The 18,361-nt window shown below is 67.1% G+C and carries 16 protein-coding genes and 1 pseudogene; 11 read left to right on the top strand and 6 right to left on the bottom strand.

Annotated features, from left to right (window positions below; genetic code table 11):
• Positions 1–12: 12 nt before the first annotated feature.
• The 5 genes and pseudogenes from B141_RS0117995 to B141_RS52850 form a co-directional block, all read left to right on the top strand.
• Positions 13–777, top strand: coding sequence for an HpcH/HpaI aldolase family protein (locus tag B141_RS0117995; RefSeq protein ID WP_020576574.1), 765 nt, complete (start codon positions 13–15; stop codon positions 775–777).
• Positions 778–823: 46 nt separating this feature from the next.
• Positions 824–2,371 (top strand): extracellular solute-binding protein, encoded by a 1,548-nt coding sequence (locus B141_RS0117990; RefSeq protein WP_020576573.1) that lies wholly within the window; start codon positions 824–826, stop codon positions 2,369–2,371.
• A gap of 21 nt (positions 2,372–2,392) precedes the next feature.
• Positions 2,393–3,382 carry an ABC transporter permease gene (locus B141_RS0117985; RefSeq protein ID WP_020576572.1) on the top strand — a complete coding sequence of 330 codons (990 nt, stop codon included), beginning with the start codon at positions 2,393–2,395 and terminating at the stop codon, positions 3,380–3,382.
• Positions 3,382–4,275: a carbohydrate ABC transporter permease gene (locus B141_RS0117980; RefSeq protein ID WP_020576571.1), complete on the top strand. Its 894-nt coding sequence runs from the start codon at positions 3,382–3,384 to the stop codon at positions 4,273–4,275. Before B141_RS0117985 ends, B141_RS0117980 begins: the two co-directional genes overlap by 1 nt.
• Positions 4,272–4,574, top strand: a pseudogene (locus B141_RS52850) (DUF624 domain-containing protein); the annotation flags it as partial. The gene B141_RS0117980 and the pseudogene B141_RS52850, both read left to right, overlap by 4 nt.
• A 168-nt stretch (positions 4,575–4,742) precedes the next feature.
• Here the strand turns inward: B141_RS52850 and B141_RS41350 are convergent.
• Positions 4,743–5,870, bottom strand: coding sequence for a DUF418 domain-containing protein (locus B141_RS41350; protein ID WP_020576570.1), 1,128 nt, complete (start codon positions 5,868–5,870; stop codon positions 4,743–4,745).
• A 126-nt stretch (positions 5,871–5,996) separates the two neighbouring features.
• Here B141_RS41350 and B141_RS0117970 point away from each other — a divergent pair, with 126 nt between their 5' ends.
• On the top strand, positions 5,997–7,154 hold the full coding sequence (locus tag B141_RS0117970; RefSeq protein ID WP_157181109.1) for a sensor histidine kinase: 1,158 nt from the start codon (positions 5,997–5,999) through the stop codon (positions 7,152–7,154).
• Positions 7,151–7,804 carry a response regulator gene (locus tag B141_RS0117965; protein ID WP_020576568.1) on the top strand — a complete coding sequence of 218 codons (654 nt, stop codon included), beginning with the start codon at positions 7,151–7,153 and terminating at the stop codon, positions 7,802–7,804. The genes B141_RS0117970 and B141_RS0117965 overlap by 4 nt, the downstream gene beginning before the upstream one ends.
• Positions 7,805–8,043: 239 nt before the next feature.
• Here B141_RS0117965 and B141_RS41345 read toward each other — a convergent pair whose 3' ends face one another.
• On the bottom strand, positions 8,044–8,841 hold the full coding sequence (locus B141_RS41345) for a FadR/GntR family transcriptional regulator (RefSeq protein WP_084678363.1): 798 nt from the start codon (positions 8,839–8,841) through the stop codon (positions 8,044–8,046).
• Between the two features lie 273 nt (positions 8,842–9,114).
• Between B141_RS41345 and B141_RS50755 the strand changes: the two genes are divergently transcribed.
• The 3 genes from B141_RS50755 to B141_RS0117945 are packed head-to-tail and all read left to right on the top strand — an operon-like array spanning position 9,115 to position 11,472.
• Positions 9,115–9,591, top strand: a complete 477-nt coding sequence (locus B141_RS50755; protein WP_202805823.1) for an enolase-like domain-containing protein — start codon at positions 9,115–9,117, stop codon at positions 9,589–9,591.
• Positions 9,534–10,178 carry an enolase C-terminal domain-like protein gene (locus tag B141_RS50750; protein ID WP_237742731.1) on the top strand — a complete coding sequence of 215 codons (645 nt, stop codon included), beginning with the start codon at positions 9,534–9,536 and terminating at the stop codon, positions 10,176–10,178. The genes B141_RS50755 and B141_RS50750 overlap by 58 nt, the downstream gene beginning before the upstream one ends.
• A 1-nt stretch (position 10,179) precedes the next feature.
• Positions 10,180–11,472 carry a glycoside hydrolase family 28 protein gene (locus B141_RS0117945; RefSeq protein WP_020576565.1) on the top strand — a complete coding sequence of 431 codons (1,293 nt, stop codon included), beginning with the start codon at positions 10,180–10,182 and terminating at the stop codon, positions 11,470–11,472.
• Between the two features lie 20 nt (positions 11,473–11,492).
• On the opposite strand, the gene B141_RS0117940 is transcribed toward B141_RS0117945, so the two are convergent.
• Both B141_RS0117940 and B141_RS0117935 read right to left on the bottom strand, forming a co-directional pair.
• Positions 11,493–12,611 carry a sensor histidine kinase gene (locus B141_RS0117940; protein ID WP_020576564.1) on the bottom strand — a complete coding sequence of 373 codons (1,119 nt, stop codon included), beginning with the start codon at positions 12,609–12,611 and terminating at the stop codon, positions 11,493–11,495.
• Positions 12,608–13,270, bottom strand: a complete 663-nt coding sequence (locus B141_RS0117935; protein ID WP_026257328.1) for a response regulator transcription factor — start codon at positions 13,268–13,270, stop codon at positions 12,608–12,610. Before B141_RS0117935 ends, B141_RS0117940 begins: the two co-directional genes overlap by 4 nt.
• A 151-nt stretch (positions 13,271–13,421) precedes the next feature.
• Here B141_RS0117935 and B141_RS0117930 point away from each other — a divergent pair, with 151 nt between their 5' ends.
• A complete protein-coding gene (locus B141_RS0117930; RefSeq protein ID WP_051114111.1) occupies positions 13,422–14,954 on the top strand; it encodes a hypothetical protein in 1,533 nt (510 codons plus the stop codon).
• Here the strand turns inward: B141_RS0117930 and B141_RS0117925 are convergent.
• Positions 14,938–17,079 carry a glycoside hydrolase family protein gene (locus B141_RS0117925; RefSeq protein WP_020576561.1) on the bottom strand — a complete coding sequence of 714 codons (2,142 nt, stop codon included), beginning with the start codon at positions 17,077–17,079 and terminating at the stop codon, positions 14,938–14,940. The genes B141_RS0117930 and B141_RS0117925 overlap by 17 nt on opposite strands.
• Complete coding sequence (locus tag B141_RS0117920) at positions 17,018–18,355, bottom strand: DUF5605 domain-containing protein (protein WP_020576560.1); 1,338 nt, start codon at positions 18,353–18,355, stop codon at positions 17,018–17,020. Before B141_RS0117920 ends, B141_RS0117925 begins: the two co-directional genes overlap by 62 nt.
• Between the last annotated feature and the right edge of the window lie 6 nt (positions 18,356–18,361).

Here is an 18,361-nt window from a genome sequence, read left to right as displayed (position 1 = left end):
GAGTAGCCAATCATGACGATCGCCGCCGACTTCGCCGCCCGGATCCGCCGTCGCGAGAAGGCGATCGGCTACTGGGTCGTCCTCGACGCGCCCATCGCGACCGAACGCATCGGCCGGCTGGGCTACGACTACGTCGCCCTCGATGGGCAACACGGTCTCCTCGGCTATTCAGGAATTCTCACCAACCTCCTCTCGATCGACGCCGGGGCACAGTCCGTGGGCCTGGTACGGGTGGAGTCCAACGACCCGACACCGATCGGCCGAGCACTGGATGCCGGCGCGGGCGGGGTCATCGTCCCGTTGATCAACACCGCGGCCGAAGCGGCCGCCGCCGTGAGTGCGACCCGATACCCACCGTTCGGGGTGCGCTCGTATGGTCCGATGCGCGCATCGTTGCGGATCGGACCCCGTCCGGACGAAGCGAACGCCAGCACCCTGGTGTTCGCCATGATCGAGACATCGCAAGGACTGGCCAACGTCGAGGCCATCTGTCAAACCCCGGGACTCGACGGTGTGTACGTCGGTCCCTCAGACCTCTCGCTGGCCGTCGGCGGCGCCTTTCCAGGTGATCCGTCCGTGGCCGATGAGTTCGAGGCGGCTCTGCACACAATTCGCGACGCGGCCCGGTCGGCCAACGTGGCCGCCGGCATCCACACACTGAACGGAGAAGCCGCGGCGAAGCGGCTCGCCGAAGGATTCACCTTCGCCAGTGTCGCCTCCGACCTGACCCACCTCGAGCAAGCCGCTCGTACGCACCTCTCTCTCGCACGGGGCTGACGCCACAGGGCGACCATTTATCACTGCCATCCCCCGAAGGACAATCATGAACCAGCCGAATCTCGTGCGCAGGCGCAGCTTTCTGGCCGGCAGCTTCGGACTTATGCTCGCGGCTGGATGTGGCACATCCGGAACGTCCGGCAGCGCGGGCGGGAGCAACGGCACCTTGTCGTTCTCCTACCTCCTCCCCGACGCCTTTTACGCGTGGCTCAACGACAACAAGTGGTATCCCGCACTGACGAAGGCGGCGAACGCCAAGATCGACCTGATCGATGGCGGCCCGAGAGATCGCTATGCCCAGCAGGTCGATCTCAAGCTGACCTCCGGCGGAATCCAGGACGCCGCGATCGCCACGATGTCGCAGGTTTTCGTCTACGGCCCTCAGGGCGCCTTCGTCGACCTCAAGCCGCTCATCGAGCAGAACGCGCCGCACATCAAGAAGTACATCGCTGACAACCCCGACTACGAAGGCCTGATCTCCACACCGGACGGCAAGATCTACGGCCTGGTCGCGGAGTATCCCAAGATCTGCCCGGTGACCTTCTATCGGGCCGACATGTTCGAGAAGGCCGGAATCAACACACCGCCGCGCACCATCGCGGAGTTCACCGACGCCCTACGGAAACTGAAGGCCGCCTACCGCGGCACCAAGAACTACTTCCCGTATCTCGGTCGGGAGAACCTCCTCAATCTGGGGTACGCCTTCAAGGCCCAGGACGGAATCGAGAACGGCAAGATCCACGGCATCTACGAAAGCGGCGGCGGACTCGACATCCACTCGCCGGGCTTCAGGGCCATGGTCGAGTGGTATCGGACGTTGTACGCCGAAGGCCTCATCGATCCGGAATGGGTCGCGGGCACGGCCACCGAGGAGTCCTGGCAGACCAAGATGCTGACCGGGAGGGGCACGGTCTCCACCGACTTCTTCACAAGGCCCTCGTGGTTCATGCAGAACGGCGGACCGAAGAACGACCCGAAGTTCGCGATGGCCGTCCTGCCAGCCTTCCAGGACACCGATGGTACGCAGCTGAAGGTGCCGGCGGCCAAGCGCTACAACGTCGACCAGTACCTCGTCATCAGCGCCAAGTCGAAGAAGGCCGCCGACGTCATCAAGTTCATGGACTTCACGTTCTCCGACAAGGGCCAGACCCTGATGCACTGGGGTGTCGAGGGCACGTCGTACAAGGTCGAGGGCGGCAAGAATGCCTACGCCGTGAGTTTCGAGCGCGAGGGCAACCAGCCGTTGGGCACGCCGGTGTGGAACTTCCTGCAGGACCGGCTCACCTTCCCCGCACCGGTCGACAACGCGACCTACTACCAGTGGATGGACAAGCTCACCAAGTCGTTCGCGACGGAGTACTTCAACAACTACCTCGAGGTGAACCCAGTCCTGCGGTACACACCCCAGCAACTGGAGGAGCGCAGCGCCCTCGACGCGGCCGTGAGCCCATTCATCGACGCCGAGGTGGTGAAGTTCGTCACCGGCAAACGGCCCATGGCGCAGTGGAGCACCTTCTTGAGCGAGGCGGACAAGAAGGGCGTCACAAAGATCACCGAGCTCGACCAGGCGGCGTACGACGCCATGGGGAAATAGGCGACAGGTGCTTGACGACCTATGGACACCATTCAGAGGACCACCACCGCCGACGTGGGCGGGCCGGCGCAGGCGCTCACCAACAAGCTGAGCATGCGGCAGAGGTTCTGGAGAACGCTCCGGAAGAACTACCTGCTGTATCTCATCCTCCTGCCCGGCCTGCTCCACCTGGTGATCTTCAAGTGGGCGCCGTTGGGTGGCCTCGTCATCGCGTTCCAGAACTTCAGTCCGTTCCAGGGCGTCTTCGGCAGCCAGTGGGTCGGCTTCGAGCAGTTCACGAAGTTCCTTCACGATCCGGCGATCCCGCATCTGTTGGCGAACACGCTGCTGCTGGCGTTCTTCACGTTGCTCTTCAGCTTTCCGGCGCCGATCATCTTCGCGCTCTTCCTGAACGAGGTCAGGAACCGCTACGTCAGGAAGTCTGTCCAGACCTTCAGCTTCCTGCCGTACTTCGTCTCCTCCGCCGTGGTCGTGAGCATCCTCTACACCCTCGTCTCGCCCCAGGGTGGTCTGGTCAACGAAGCACTCGGCTTCTTCGGGATCAAGCCGATCTTCTTCATGGCCGAGCCTGGGTGGTTCAGACCGTTGTACGTGCTGATCAACGTCTGGCAGACCTTCGGCTACGGCACGATCATCTACATCGCCGCGATGACCACCATCGACCCGGCACTCTACGAGGCCGCCGAGATCGACGGCGCGGGTCGCTGGAAGAAGATGTGGAACATCACCCTGCCGTCGATCTCCAACATGATGATCGTGATGTTCATCCTGAACATCGGCCAGATTCTCTCGGTCGACCTCGACAAGGTGTTGTTGATGTACGGCCCGAGTGTGTACGAAACCGCCGACGTCATCCAGACCTACGTCTACCGGCAGGCCTTCGCTCCCCATGGGTTCCCCAACTACAGCTACGGAGCCGCCGTGGGCCTCATTCAGGCTGTGCTCGCACTGGTGATGGTGGTCGGCGCTAACAGGGCAGCCAAGAAGTTCTCAGATTCGAGGCTTTTCTGATGGGTACGACAACGAAGATCAGAAGGCGGCCCGAGGCGTTCAACATCGTCAACGGCGCCATCCTGCTCCTGATCGCGGTGGCGTGTATCTATCCCTTCATCTACATCGCCAGCGTGTCGGTCAGCGACGGACCCTACGTGGCCTCGAGTCAGGTGTATCTCCTGCCCAAGGGCCTCAACTTCGAGACCTACCGTTACATCTTCACCAATCCGCGCCTTGGCATCGTGCAGGGAGTGCTGAACTCCGTGTTCTACACGGTTGTCGGGACGTTCGTCGCGGTGATTCTGACCTACTGCACGGCCTACGTGCTGTCCCGTAAGAAGTTCCGGGGCCGGCACTTCATCATGATGGCGTTCCTCGCCTCGTGGATCTTCGAGGCCGGCATCATTCCCAACTACATCATCAACGACCGGTTGGGTCTGGTGAACTCCCGCTGGGTGATGATCCTGCCGGGAGCGATCAGCACCTTCCTCCTCATCGTGACCCGCGCCTATCTCGAGTCGATTCCCGATGAGCTGGAGGAGTCCGCGTCGATCGACGGCGCCAACGACTTCCAGATCATGTGGAAGATCTACCTGCCGTTGGCCGTCCCGGTGCTGGCGACGACCGGCATCTTCTATGCCGTCACCATCTGGAACTCCTTCCTGATCCCGTTGATCTACCTGCAGGACAAGAGCCTCCAGCCGATCCAGCTGGTGTTGTACAACCTGCTGATCAACCAGGACCCCCACTCCACGTCGCTGGAGAACCTCACCCTGCACGGGCACCAGATCCTCCCCCAGAACATCCAGGCCGCCACGATGATCCTGGCGATCGTCCCGATCCTGTTCTTCTATCCGTTTGCCCAGCGCTACTTCACCAAGGGCATCACGATCGGCGCGCTCAAGGGATGAGCGGGGAAGGAGCGGTGACGATGAAGCCGAGGGGGTGGGTGGGCGGGTTCCACGAGGCGTGCCAGTGGGTTTACCGGCTTGCCCTGCTCAACCTGTGGTGGCTCGGCGGCTGCCTGCTCGGCGGGCTGGTGTTCGGCTTCTTTCCGGCGACCGTCGCGATGTTCGATGTAGCCAGGTTCTGGATGAGGACGGCTGGCGACGAGGGCGATTCGGCGTTCCGCAGATTCCGGACGGCGTACCGCACGGAGTTCTTCAGGGCCAACGCGCTCGGGCTGGGTCTGGTGCTCGCCGGTTACGTGCTCTTCGTGGACGTCAACTTCTTCCTGGGGCAGTCCGGGCCGCTGGCCCTGACCCTGCTGGTCCTGTCGTTGGCACTGTCGGGTGTCTACTGCATGACGCTGATCTATCTGTTCCCGGTGTACGTCCACCTCGACCTGCCCTGGCGTCAACAGATCATGACGGCGGCGTTAGTGGGACTCTCGCACCCGTTCCGTACGGCGTTCGTCGTGCTGGCCGCGGTGTCGTTGTCCGCCGTGTTCGCCCGCCTGCCGGGGCTGTTCGTCTTCTTCGGCGGGAGCGTGCTGGCCTGCTTCGTCGTGTGGCAGACGTTGCGGATCTTCGACCGGCAGGCGGCGCAGCGGCGGACGGCGCATCCAGGTCGCCCAGCGCCAGAGCCATTCGAGCGGGCCCTGGTGGTAGCGGCGCAGCCACAGGGTGGACCACACCCACTGCGCGGTGAGGATGCCGCCAGCGATCAGGAGCACCGTCGTCACGGGCCAGGTCTCCGGAGGCCCGCCGATGGTCGGAGCGATCACTCGCACCAGCAGTGACGCGGTCAGGTAGTTCGTCAACCCCATCGTGCCCAGCGGCGCGAAGACAGCCCGCAGCGCGGGCCGGAGCGGCGTCCTGAGCAGGACCAGCAGCAGACTTACGTACGCTCCGGCGAGCAGCAACCCGGCGATGGCGGACGCACGCGGCTGATCCGACCCGCTCTGCCACACCAGGAAGGGCGCTGCCACGGCCACGAAGACCACCGCCAGCAGGGCCGGCACCCAGGTGGAGCGGTCGATCCGGCTGATCACGCCGTACCTCGTCAGTGCCGACCCGAGCAGGAACAACCCGGGGACCAGCGTCAGGTGGCCGCCAGCGGTGATCAACGACAGGGCGAGGAACGCGGCGGCGAGGCCGGCCACCGCCCAGCGCGGCAGCCAGGTCGAGGGCAGCAGCACCACGAGTCCGACCACCGCGTACGCGGCCAGAATGTCGCCCTGCCACAGGAGAAGGAAGTGCGCCACCCCCATCCCGAGCAGCACCAGAAGGCGCCGCAGCAGGAGCAGCCGGGGCCGGGCGACGCGGGACGTGGCGGAGTCCAGCAACAGCGAGAAGCCGATCCCGAACAGCAGCGAGAAGATCGGGAAGAAGCGCTGGTAGACCAGCAACCCCATCCACGGCGCGTTGGTCTCTGACGCAGCCCGCACGATGGTTCGGCCGGCGTTCGCGATCGGCTGGACGTTGGCCAGCAGGATCCCGCACAGCGCGAACCCGCGCAGGACGTCGAGCGCGGCGATGCGTGAACGGTACGTATGAGATGGCATGTGCCCCATCCTGGGAAGCACGTCCCAGCACGAGCATCGGTCGAAGGCATGGTTCGGGCCGGCCGCGACCGTACTTTCGGCCGGTTCGACGCCTGGCGGGTATCTCGTAACCTGAGCCACGTGAAGATGCGGGACTGGTGGGCCGGACGGCGCGCGATCGCCGGCGAAGCGGTCGTCACAGGCGTGCTCGCCGCGGCGTTCGCCGGCGCGCTCGCCGTCACGGCTGTCGCGATCGCCACGAGTTGGGACGGAACGTACTGGCCGTTCGGCTTCGTGGCCGGCACGGTGGTGTGTGCCATCGCGCTGGTACGCCGGCGCCACCTCCTCTGGGCGGCGGCCGCGGGCTTCGCGGTGGGGGCGATCACCATCCTCGCCGCGTGGTACGCCCACCTCCCCCGCGAGCCCGGCCCGGCGATGGCCCTCGCCCTGTCCGTGCTCGTCGGCTCGGCGCTCAGGACACTCCCGGCGCGCTCGGCTGTCGCGGTCGCGGGCGGAGGTCTCGCGGTGGTGGTCGGGGCTACCCTCGCGGCGCTTCCCATGTCGTCCGGCGTCATTCCCACCATGAACGCCGTGACCTGGCTGACCGGCGTCGCCCTCGGGCTGGGCCTGCGGCGGCTCGACGCCCGCCGCGTGGCAGTCGCTGCGAAGGTGCGCCGTTCCGAACGCTTGGTACTCGCGCGGGAGCTGCACGACGTCGTGGCCCATCACGTCACCGGCATCGTGGTGGCGGCCCAGGCCGCCCGGCTCGTCGCCCGCAAGTACCCGGAGCGCGTCGACGGCTCCCTCGCGGACATCGAGGGGGCCGGCTCCGACGCGCTGGCGGCGATGCGCCGCGTGGTCGGCCTGCTGCGGGACACCGAAGACGCGGCCCCCGCCGGGTCGGGCACCGAACAACTCAGCGCCCTCGTCGACCGCTTCGCCGGCCAGGGTCCGGCCGTCCGCCTCGAACTCCCCGCCGGCGAACCCACCTGGCCGCCGGAGGTGACGAGCACCGTCTACCGGGTCGTCCAGGAGTCGCTGACCAACATCTCCCGCCATGCCGGGCAGGCCCACGCAGTCAGGGTGCGCGTCGCTCAGGACCGCGAGAGCGTCACCGTCGAGGTCACCGACGACGCTCCAGCACCGGGCCCCAGCCGATACCCCCGCCGGGGTGGGTACGGCCTGGTCGGGATGCGCGAGCGCGTCGAGGCTCTCGGCGGGACGCTGGTCACGGGCCGGGAGCCCGGGCCCGGATGGTCCGTACGCGCCACCCTTCCGCTGCCGGCACGGGGAGGCGCCCGATGACCATCAGGGTCCTGCTGGCCGACGACCAGGCGATGGTCAGGAGCGGGCTACGGCTCATCCTCGAGGACCAACCCGACATCCGGGTGGTCGCGGAGGCGGCTGACGGAGCGGACGCCGTCGCCCTGGCCCGTCAACTCCGTCCTGACGTGTGCCTGGTCGACATCCGGATGCCCCGCCTCGACGGGCTCGAGGTGACCCGCGCCCTGGCCGGTCCCGGCGTACCCGACCCACTCCGCGTGGTCGTCGTCACCACCTTCGACCTTGACGAGTATGTCTACGGCGCCCTGCGCGGCGGAGCGGTCGGGTTCATCCTCAAGGACGCGGGTCCCACACTGTTGGTCGAGGCGGTCAGGGCCGCCCACGCCGGCGACGCGTTGATCTCGCCGTCGGTGACCGTCCGGCTGCTCCGCCACCTCTCGACCACCGGTGCCCCGACCGCCCGCACACCGAGTCCGCTGTCCGAACGCGAGACGGAGGTCGTCCGGGCGATCGGCCGCGGCCTCACCAACCAGGAGATCGCCGCCGAGTTGTTCATCTCCCTGAGCACTGTCAAGAGCCACTTGTCAGGCATCCAGGCCAAGCTGGGGGTCCGCAACCGGGTCGGGATCGCCGCCTGGGCCTGGGAGAACCACCTGATGAGCGGTGGCTAGTCGAGCGTTCCCACGCGGAAGGCGGTGTGGTAGGCCCGCGATTCCCCGGGCGCGAGCCAGCGAAGGGAGCCGTCCTCACGCGCGGCGAGCGCACCGCGGACCTGGTGCGCTCGTCCCTCGCGACGTCGCGCCCATGCAGCCTCACGCCATTACCCACCCTCCGTTGACCTCGATGCACTGGCCGGTCACGAACGACGCGTCGTCCCCGGCGAGGAAGGCCAGCGCACTCATGCGCGTCCTCACTCCTTCGTGGGTGTTGACGGCGCCTGGCCGCAGCACAGGATCTGGTCCTCCGCGTCGGCACGGGCGACCTCGACCACCTCCCGCATGGCCTCCTCCGCCTTGCGATGGTGGCCACGCCGGATGGCGACGGCGACGCGTTCGTGGTTGGGGAGGGTTTCCTTGTTGTGCTTGATGGCGCGAGTGTGGACCTGGCGTACCGAACGCAGCGCGATGCTGATCACTTCGTAGAGATAGAGCAACAGGTCGTTGTCGCTCGCCGCGAAGACAGCCCGGTGGAAAGCCAGGTCGGCCTCGATGAACGCATCCGGGTCGTCCGTGGTCGCGTAGAGCGCCGCCAGGGTCTCCGCGATGCGTTGGTTGGCGGCCGCATCGGCCCGCTCGGCTGCGACCCGGGCCGCGCCCGGCTCGAGCGCCACCCGAAGGTCGGCCAGGATCTTGATGTCGCGTGGCTCCGGGTCAGAGACGAACCGCCAGCGGAGTACGTCGGGGTCGAGGAGGCTCCAGGAGTCCCGGGCCCGCACCAGGGTGCCCGCGCTCGTGCGGGTCTCGAGAAGTCCCTTGCCCACAAGGATCTTGACGCCCTCGCGCACCGCCGACCGTCCGACGCCCAACTCGGTGACGAGGCGATCCTCGATCGGCAGTGGACTACCGGTCTCGCGGTCGCCGCGGACGATCTGCCGGCCAAGCGTCTGCACGACCTGGCTGTGCCGGGACCGCTCTGGAAACGCACGATTGTCCACTCGCCCACCGTCCTTTCCGCGAGGTGCGCCCTCCGCGAGATCGGAGGACGTCACCTGGTCCTTCTCGCCTGCGAAAGCCTACTGCGGGCGTTCCTGCTCTGGCTATCACTTCATCTGACGAAGTGTGGCCTTCATCGGATTAAGCTCTTGACGGCCTGCTCACTCGCTCGTAGCGTCCAGGTGCCGGCCGGCGGCCCAGCTCCCCGGCGGCCAGGTCGAAGTCGTGCGACCCGAACCCACTGTGGTGGAGTTCGACACTGAGCGGGGTACGACGTACCGACTGCGGCCACGCTCGTAGAAGCTCGCACCAACCATCGTGGAGGTTCGATGAAGATCGATGCCGTGGAGACGTATCTCCTCGACGTCCCCGCCGTTGCCTCGCCGTTTGCCTGGCGGGATGGCCTGCCCGGCTCCGAGCCCGCCCACACCGCCGGGGTGTTGCGGATCCGCACGGACGAAGGCATCGACGGCATTGCCTACACCCGTCGTGGCGCGATTCTGGAGGACCTTGTCAACCGGCGGTTGCGTGCCGAGCTTCTTGGCGCCGACCCGTTGGCACGGGAGTTTCTCTGGCACCGGTTGTGGGAGCTTGACCGGGTCGAGGAGTTTCCGCTCTACACCTTCGGCCTGGTCGACGAGGCGCTGTGGGACATCGCCGGAAAGGCCGCCGGACTCCCGCTGCACCAACTGCTGGGGTCCTTCCGTTCCGCCATTCCGGCGTACCGAGCACCACGACGTTCGGCTCCATCGAGGAGTACCTCGACATCGCCGACCAGTGTCTCGAGCTCGGCTATCCCGCCCTGAAGCTGCATGCCTGGGGCGACGCCCGGCGGGACGCGCGGCTGTGCGTGGCGCTGCGCCAGCACGTGGGTGCCGACGTCGACCTGATGTACGACGGCTCGGCCGGATTCGATCTGGCCGACGCCATCTATCTCGGACATGCCCTCGACGAGGCCGGCTACCGGTGGTACGAGGAACCCATGCGGGAGTTCAGCATCACCGCCTACCGCTGGCTTTCCGAACGCGTCAAGGTGCCCTTGCTGGTCGCCGAGACCTCCGACGGCGCCCACTTCAACACCGCCGACTTCACCGGATCCGGCTGCGCGACGTACGTCCGCGTTTCGACGATGCTGAAGGGCGGCGTCACCGGCGCGCTGCGGATCGCCCATCTCGCCGAGTCGTTCGGGCTGCGCGCCGAGGTGCACGGTATGGGCGCGGCCCACCGGAACCTCTGCATGGCAATCCCGAACACCACCTACTACGAGTCCCTGGTCTGGACCAACCCGGTCGTCCGGGAGTCCTGCGTGGACGCCCACGGACTGGTGCACGCCCCCACGACACCTGGCACCGGCACGCTTCAGGAACTTCCCCACGTTCCCTGGAAGGTCTGAGATGTGCACTTCACGTACCCAACGACCGACCTTCCCTGACCGCACCGTGATCGTCACCGACTACGGTGCGATCGGGGACGGCCAGACCGACAGCACACCGGCGTTCCGCGCGGCGATCAACGAGTGTGCCGACGCCGGTGGTGGCCGGGTGGTCGTGCCGCCGGGCATTTTCGTCACCGGCGCGATCCACCTACGTGACCGGATCGACCTCCATCTCGCGGCCGGCGCCACGCTCGCGTTCAGCCGTGACCCGCAGGACTACCTCCCGGTCGTCCACACTCGCTACGAAGGCGTCGAACTCCTCAACTACTCGCCGTTCATCTACGCCTACGAGCGCACGAACGTCGCCGTCACCGGCGCGGGAGTGATCGACGGGCGGGCCGACGATGACCACTGGTGGAACTGGGTACGCCGCGGTGGGCGGGAGGAGTTCGGCGACAAGGCCAGGCTGAACGACTGGGCCGAGCGCGGGGTCCCGGTCGAGAAGCGGGTCTTCGGCGCTGGGCACCACCTTCGCCCGCAGTTCCTGCAGTTCTACCGATGCACCAACGTCCTGGTCGAGGGCGTCACCGTCACGAACTCGCCGATGTGGACCATCCATCCGGTGCTCTGCCGCAACGTCATCGTCCAGGACGTGGTGGTCGACAGCCCGCGTGGGCCCAACAACGACGGCTGCAATCCGGAATCCTGCATCGACGTCCTCATCCGTGGGTGCACCTTCAACACCGGCGATGACTGCATCGCGATCAAGGCTGGAAAGGGCGCGGACGGTCGCCGGATCAACGCTCCCTGCGAGAACGTCCTGATCGAGAACTGCGAGATGCGGGACGGCCACGGTGGCGTCACGATCGGCAGCGAGACCACTGGCGGCATCCGCAACGTGCTGGCTCGGGACTGCCGCATGGACAGCCCACGCCTTGCTCGCGCGTTGCGGATCAAGTCCAACCCGGAACGCGGCGGCTTCGTTCGCGACATCGAGTTCCGCGACATCTCCTGCGGCACGGTTGCCGAATCGGTGCTCGAGATCGCCCTCGACTATGCCCGGGTGGATTCCGGCAGCCACTACCCCGATGTGCGCGGCATTCGCGTCACCGGTCTGGTCGCGCGGTCTGGACCTCGGGCGTGGTACATCGCCGGCAACGCCGGAAATCCCGTGCACGACGTCACGCTCGACCATTGCGAGTTCGCCGTGATGGCCCAAGAAAGCATCACGACAAGCGTCGACGGGCTGAGCTTGGAAGGCGTCACGGTCAACGGTCGAGCGGTCACACCCGAAGACTTCCTGCCGATGTAGCGGATAACCGCAATCGGCAGCTATTCGGGAAGGATCGGATGAGTTCCGTGCGCGAACCGCACGGTGATGGACAGGCCGCCTTCGGGGCGTGCGCTGGCGGTGAGGGTTGCGTGGTGAGCTTGCGTGACCGCATTGACGATGGCGAGGCCGAGACCGTAGCCGTCACGGCGGCCGTTACGATCAGGCGCCATTTTCTGGAAGGGTTGAAAGAGTCGCTGGATCTGGTTGTCCGCTATGGCTGGCCCGCTGTTGGTGACCGTAAGGGCCACCTGCGTGCCTGAGGTCTGAGTAGTGATCTTTACGTGCCCGTCTTTGTGGTTGTGGCGGATGGCGTTGTCGATGAGGTTGGCGACGAGGCTTTCGATCAGTCTCGGGTCCCCGGCCATCACTGACGGCGTTAGGTGTCCGGCAAGGTCAATGCCTGTCTCCGTTGCCTGGCCGCGGCGGGAGGCGAGCACTCCTTCGACGATGTGGGCGAGGTCGATGGTGTCCCAGCGGGTGACGCCGCGCTCGCTGGTGGCCAGGGCGAGCAGTGCTTGGACGAGTCGCTCCTGGTGTCCGCCCAGAGCGAGGGCCTCCTGGCAGGCCGCGCGCAGGGTGTCGGTGTCGGCATCGGGGTCGGCGAGGGCGACTTCAAGGAGGGTGCGCAGGCCGGCGAGAGGGGTGCGCAACTCGTGGGAGGCGTTGGCGACGAAGCGGCGTTGGGCGTCGAAGGACGCTTGCAGGCGGGCGAACAGGTCGTCGAGGGTGTGGCCGAGTTCGGTCAGCTCGTCCGTGGGCTCGCCGAGGTCAAGGCGCCGGTGGAGGTCTCCGGCGGAGATGACTTTGGCGTTGGCGGTGATGGCGCGCAGCGGGTGCAGGAACCGGCCGGCGACGTACCAGCCGAGGGCCAGGGCGATGGGAATCAGAATGACCAGGGCGACGGCCGATCCCATGAGGAGTTGGGGCAGGCTGAACCCGGGCCCGGTTTCGGTGATCGCGCTCGATGAGGGGTGGCCTTTGGGTTTGGCCGCCTGGATGCTGGCGAGCGGGACGTCGACGAATACGAGCACCAAGACCCCGGCGGCGTAGATGCCCGCCGCGTAGGCGAGCGCGAGCCGCGTCTGCAAGGACCTTCTGGCGAACTGCTGGGAGGTCATGACGGTCCGATGCGGTAGCCGGCTTCGCGGATGGTCTCGATCACGGGCGGGTCGCCGAGCTTGGCCCGTAACCGGTGCATGGTGTGCTTGACGGCACTGCTGAAGGGGTCGGTGGCCTCATCCCAGACGCGTTCAAGCAGTTCCTCAGCTGAGATGACCAGGCCAGGTACGGCGAGCAGGCATTCGAGGAGGGCGAACTCCCTGGGGCTCAGTTCAAGGCGCCTGCCGGCCCGAAACGCGATACGGCGGGCCGGATCGAGGGTGATGTCCCCGCATACCAGGGTGGGCGGTAGCGGCGGGGTAGCGCGGCGGGCCAGGGCACGGACGCGGGCGACCAGTTCGGCGAACGCGAAGGGCTTGGGCAGGTAGTCGTCGGCGCCGAGGCTGAGCCCGTCGACGCGGTCCTCGATCGTGCCGGAGGCGGTGAGCATCAGTACGCGGGTCTCACAGCGACCGTGAGCGAGTCGCCGGCAGATCTCGTCCCCGTGGACCCCGGGCAGGTCGCGGTCGAGGATCACCACGTCGTAGCGGGTGGCGACCAGGCGGTCGAGGGCGGTGGTTCCATCCAGGACGACGTCGACGGCCATGCCCTCGCGGCGCAGCCCGGTTCCGATGGAGCGAGCGAGGACCTCGAAGTCCTCGACGACGAGGATCCTCACCGCCACTCACCGCCGGTCGTCGTGCGGGCGGGGCGGCCAAACCGGCGGTCGGGTCGAGGTGCCATGGTTTGACGATGCCAGATCTCGGGTTCCAGCCGGGTCGCAGCCGCTGCGACCCGGCTGGAACCGGGTGCCGCGTACAACCGTCGGCATGACTCCATCTACGCCTTACCGATCCGGCCAACGGGTCGTGCGAGACGGCTTCCCCCAGTTGCTGCAGGAGGAGTGGACCAAGTTCCGCACCGTACGCGGCTGGGTTCTCACCATGGCGGCCTCCGTGCTGGTCACCGTGTCGCTCGGACTGCTGATCGCCGGGGGCGTCCGCAGCACCTGCGTGACCGGGAAGGGCGAGGGCGCCTGCCCCGCGCCTTTGGTGGGACCCGATGGCATAGCGGTCAACGACAGGTACTACTTCGTGCACCAGCCACTCAAGGGGAACGGCAGCATCACCGCCCGAGTGTCGGACATGACCGGGCAGATCCGGCTGCCGGACGCCGTACCCGGGGTGCGCAACGTCAAGGAGGGGGTGGTGCCGTGGGCGAAGGCCGGGCTCCTCGTCAGGCAGAGCCTCAAGCAGGGCACACCGTATGCCGCCGTCATGCTCACCGGACATCACGGCGTGCGGATGCAGCACAACTACATCCACGACGTGGCCGGCGGTCCTCACAATGGACCGCAGTGGCTGCGGCTGACCAGGTCGGGGGACACCATCACCGGCCACGAGTCAGACGACGGCAAGACATGGACCGAGGTCAGCACAGTCAAGCTGACCGGGCTGCCAGAGACAGTCGAGATCGGGCTGTTCGCCACCTCACCAGGCGTCTTGTGGGAGATGGCGAAAGCCTTCGCCCAGGCCACCGCCACCTTCGACCAGATCAAGCTGCAGGGCGCGAACGGTTCGTGGCGCCGCGACGACGTCGGCGTCTCCATGGAGTCGGACGGCAGGACCCCGCATCACCCGGGCCGGGTCGTCGAGTCCGGCGACAAGCTCATCGTGACCGGGGGCGGTGACATCGGGCCCGCCACGGTGGAGGGCGGTCTGCGCGCTGACCTCATGCTGATCGGCGGGGGCGTGGGGCTGATCCCGGTGCTCGTGGCGGCGGTCATGTTCTTCACGGCGGAACACCGGCGGGGGCCGATCAGGAGCAGCCCTCTGGCCGCACCGCATCCAGGGCGGCTGCTGGCGGCCAAGGCCGCGGTGGTCGGCGCAGTCGCGTTCGTGGCGGGGCTGGTGGCCTCGGGGGTCGTGGTCCCTGTCGGCCTGGCGATGTTGCGTGCCAATCAGAACCCGGTTCAGCCGATCACCCTGGGTACCGAACTCCGGGTGATCGTCGGCTATGCGGCGCTGGCCGCGGCCGCCGCCGTGCTGGCTTTGGGCCTAGCCGCGCTGGTCAAGCGAGGCATCGTCGCCGTCGGGCTGGCCACCGCGCTGGTCGTCGTGCCCTACCTGCTGGCGACCGCGGGTCTGGTGCCATGGCTGCTGATGATCACCCCTGCCGCTGGGTTCGCGATCACGCAGAGCGTCCCCACGTTCGCACATGTGGACGTGGACCAGTCACTGCTCGGGGGCTATTACCCGCTCCCGCCATCGGCAGGGTTGGCCGTGACCTGCGGATATGCCACCCTCGCCCTCGGGGTGGCGATTGCGGTACACCGCAGGAAGTTGCTCAGCGGGCGGCCCTGATCCGCCAGGCGTGGTAGAGCACCTGCGCGATCACCCAGGAGGGGTTCCAGGTGTTGCTCGTGCCACGCGCCTGCCAGTTCGTCGGGAAGAACGCTTCGGCCTGTTCGCCGAGCAGGTCGAAGCCCCACTCCCCCTTCCTCGTAGAGATCCCCTGCCCCATCGCGTGGATCATCCGCTCAGCCAGTTCGGTGTAGTCGGAACGCCCGACCAGCCGGCCGAAGTCCCACAGCTCCGAGACCGGGAAGAAGACGTCGACGTGGTGGTTCTGGACGCTCACGCCCGGCCAGCCGACCGCGGAGAAGCGGCGTTCGCGCAACGGTGCGCCCTCGTCGTACTCAGGGTTCCACACGTAGACGAAGGTGAGGAGCCAGTCGACCGCCACCTCCGCCCAGGCTCGATAGCGCTCCTCACCGGTCTGCGCGAGGAGTTCGTACGCACACAGGAAGAAGTAGATCCCGCCTTCCTTGTCCTCGCAGGCCGCGTCGAGCGTCGAGTGCGCGAACGGCCGGTCGAAGGTGCGGGCATGGGTCTCGTAGTAATGCTCGGCCAGCGCCTGCGCCCGGGCGGCGTAGTCGCGGTCACCCGTGATGTGGTGGGCCTTCACGAGCGCGACGACGGCGGGGAGCCCGGCAGAACAAACGAGATCGGAGGCAGGACTGCCGTCGAGTAACCAGCCGGCGGGCAGGAGTCCGGTTGGCAATATCCCGGTCGCGAAGAAGTTCGCACTGTCGCGCAGTGCGGCCACCCACGCAGCGGGCACGGACTCCCCATGGGCGCGGAACAACCCGATGATGTCGGCCAGGTCGCACATCGTCTCCCCGTACGCCCGGCTCGAGATCACCTCCCGGCCGTCCCGGGCGAACGCCGACCAACGCCCTTCCTCCAGCCAGTAGGTGCTCATCCGCAGACCCCGCACCGGGGTCACGCTGCCCCACAGGTAGAAGTCGACCGCACGTCGACAGCGCTCGACCCTGCTTCGATCTTTCGTCGCCAGACCGATCGCGGCGTCACACCACGCAAGCTTCAGGCACTGCCCGGTCCAGCCGTACATGAGGTGCGGAGACCGCTTGTCGGACGCGCCGAACGCGTTGCCCGCATTGAACTTCACGTAACCTGCCGCGGCGCCAGCGACTGTCCATCGATCATCCAGCGCCGCCCGTTTGTACCCGATGATCTCGTCCAGGCTGAGCGGCGCGGCGCCCTCCTCGTTGAAGAGGCGCCGGCCGGTGCGCACCAGCTCCCGAAAGCCGTGGCCCGGCCGGGTATGCCGACCCCACGACCAGGCGTAGCTCTTGGTCACGCTGGCGCCGGGCAGGACCTCGAGATAGCCGTCATCGGTGGGAGCCGTCCGGCTCTTGTGCACGTAAGCGACATCCGCGTGCCCGTTGAACATCACCGGCCCACTGGTCGCCACCAGCGTCAAGCGTTCCTTGCGCACGGCACCCAGCGCGCCGTACTGCACCATGCCGTCAGCTCGCCGCACGTACGACGGGAAGGAGAGGAAGCTGAGGTGTCGCGGCGTTCCGCCGGCGTTCCATTCGACGTTCACACCGGGTATGGGCAGGCGGTGTTCCTCGCAGACCAGTCCACCCGTGGGCCCCACCCCCAACTTCGGGACGATCCGGTCGGTCGCGGCCGACGGATTGTTGTTGTAGAGGACCTGCGGGATCGTCACCTTCTCGCCGACCATCTCGGGGAGCTCCAGCGCCACACCGACGGCGACCTCGGTGAGAGGAACCTGGCCGGGGTTCCGCCACGACACCTCACCGTGCAGCACGTCGTCGGCGCCGAACGCCAGGGTGATCTCGACCGCAAGGTCCCCTTGCCCGCAGGACACCACAAGGGCAGCTCCTGCTCGACGGATCCGGACATCCCGCAACGCTGGGAAGTCGAGCCGCCAGGGCCGACCCGTCGACATGGTGAGGAATCTCCTGAGGTCCATCTCGACGTACGCCGACGCCTCACCCGTGCACGACAGTCGCAGCGTCCCGCCCGCTGCCGTCTCCACCAACTCCAGTCGCTGCCGGTCACCGTGATCCGTCAGTGTCCAGCTGATCTCGTCCTCAGGCCCTGTCGGCTCGGCGGATCCGCAGGGCGTAGTAGAGCTGCCGGGGAAGTTCGACACGGAACTCACCTGAGAAGGTCCCCTCGAGCGTGTGCGTCGTCATGTTCCAGGTATCGATCACGTCCACGTGGTAGTCACCAGGCGGAAGCTCGAACCTGCGTTCAGGAAAGCGATGTGGGCCGAAATACTGCAGGTAGTACTCACCTGGCGCTTCGAGAGTGGAAGCGTCGTAGTAGAAGGGGTTGTAGCGCAGGTCGGCCGGTGCTGTCGCCAACACCTCGCGGAGGTAACTCAGCCGGGGCGCGCTCTCACCGACCAGCTCGCCCCCATGGATCGACCACGGGGCCAACCCCCTTGTGACGTACGACTCGGCATGACTCACATAGCCGCCCCGGCACACGCCCTCCCAGGCTTTCATGACGAGCTCCTCCGGAGTCAGGCTGCTCGCAGGGTCTGGCCTGTCCCCTTCGGCTCCGCATCCGTCCACCATCACCGGCTTACCGTGGTGCCGGCTGAGCGGCGTGATCACCCGGACCTCGTCCGAGCGTACGCTCGTATGGGTGATCCACGGGCTGCCGAAGTCGGCATCGCTACGACCGTGGAAGGTACGCAGGTGCCGGCCGTAGTCGTACTCCTCCACCAGCCGGAACGCCTCTGCCCAGCCCTCGGCCGGGGTCGACCCGAGGCCGGGCTCGCTCACCACGCACCACCAGACGTTGCGGAACGCCGCGAGGCGGGAGACGAGCTCCTTGACGTAGCGCCGCCACGCCTCCTCACCCAGGCTGGCGGGGCTCTCCCCTCCGGCATAGGGGTGGAAGATGATCACCTCCGCCTCGATACCAAGCTCGGCCAGGTCGCGGACAGCACTCTCGAGCTCGCCGAGGCGCCCGGGCACCGCACCCATCCGCACCTTGGTGAACGGCCCGCCGGCCAACGTCCGCAAGGTCGCCTTGCGGACGCTGGCCTCCGCCAGGTACCAGCTGGTCGCGGTGGTGCCGAGCGGGTGGTGGGGCGTGCCGTCGGCATAGCGGAAGTGCGCATCGTCGCTGACCTGGACCGGACCATGGTTGCCGTCTCCCGCGGGCCCGCAGACGAACTCCCCCGAGCGGTCGTCAAGGTCGGCGTGGTCGCTGTGTGCCGTCCACGTCCAGGTGCCTTCCAGACCCGGCATGAAGCGCACCCGCAGGGCACCGGCCTCATCGACGAAGCTCTCCGAGACAAAGACGCTGTCACCGATGGCGAAGGTCACCTGAAGGTCCCCGTCAACCTCAGCTTGCGGGACCTCGAAGTCGAGTTCCAGCACGCCCCAGCGCTCGACCCGCGCGATATCTGTCATGACTCG

This window comes from Actinopolymorpha alba DSM 45243, assembly GCF_000373925.1.
Classification (GTDB): domain Bacteria; phylum Actinomycetota; class Actinomycetes; order Propionibacteriales; family Actinopolymorphaceae; genus Actinopolymorpha; species Actinopolymorpha alba.
The sequence above is the reverse complement of the archived record's forward strand: the minus strand, read 5'-3'. Positions and strand labels throughout refer to the sequence as shown.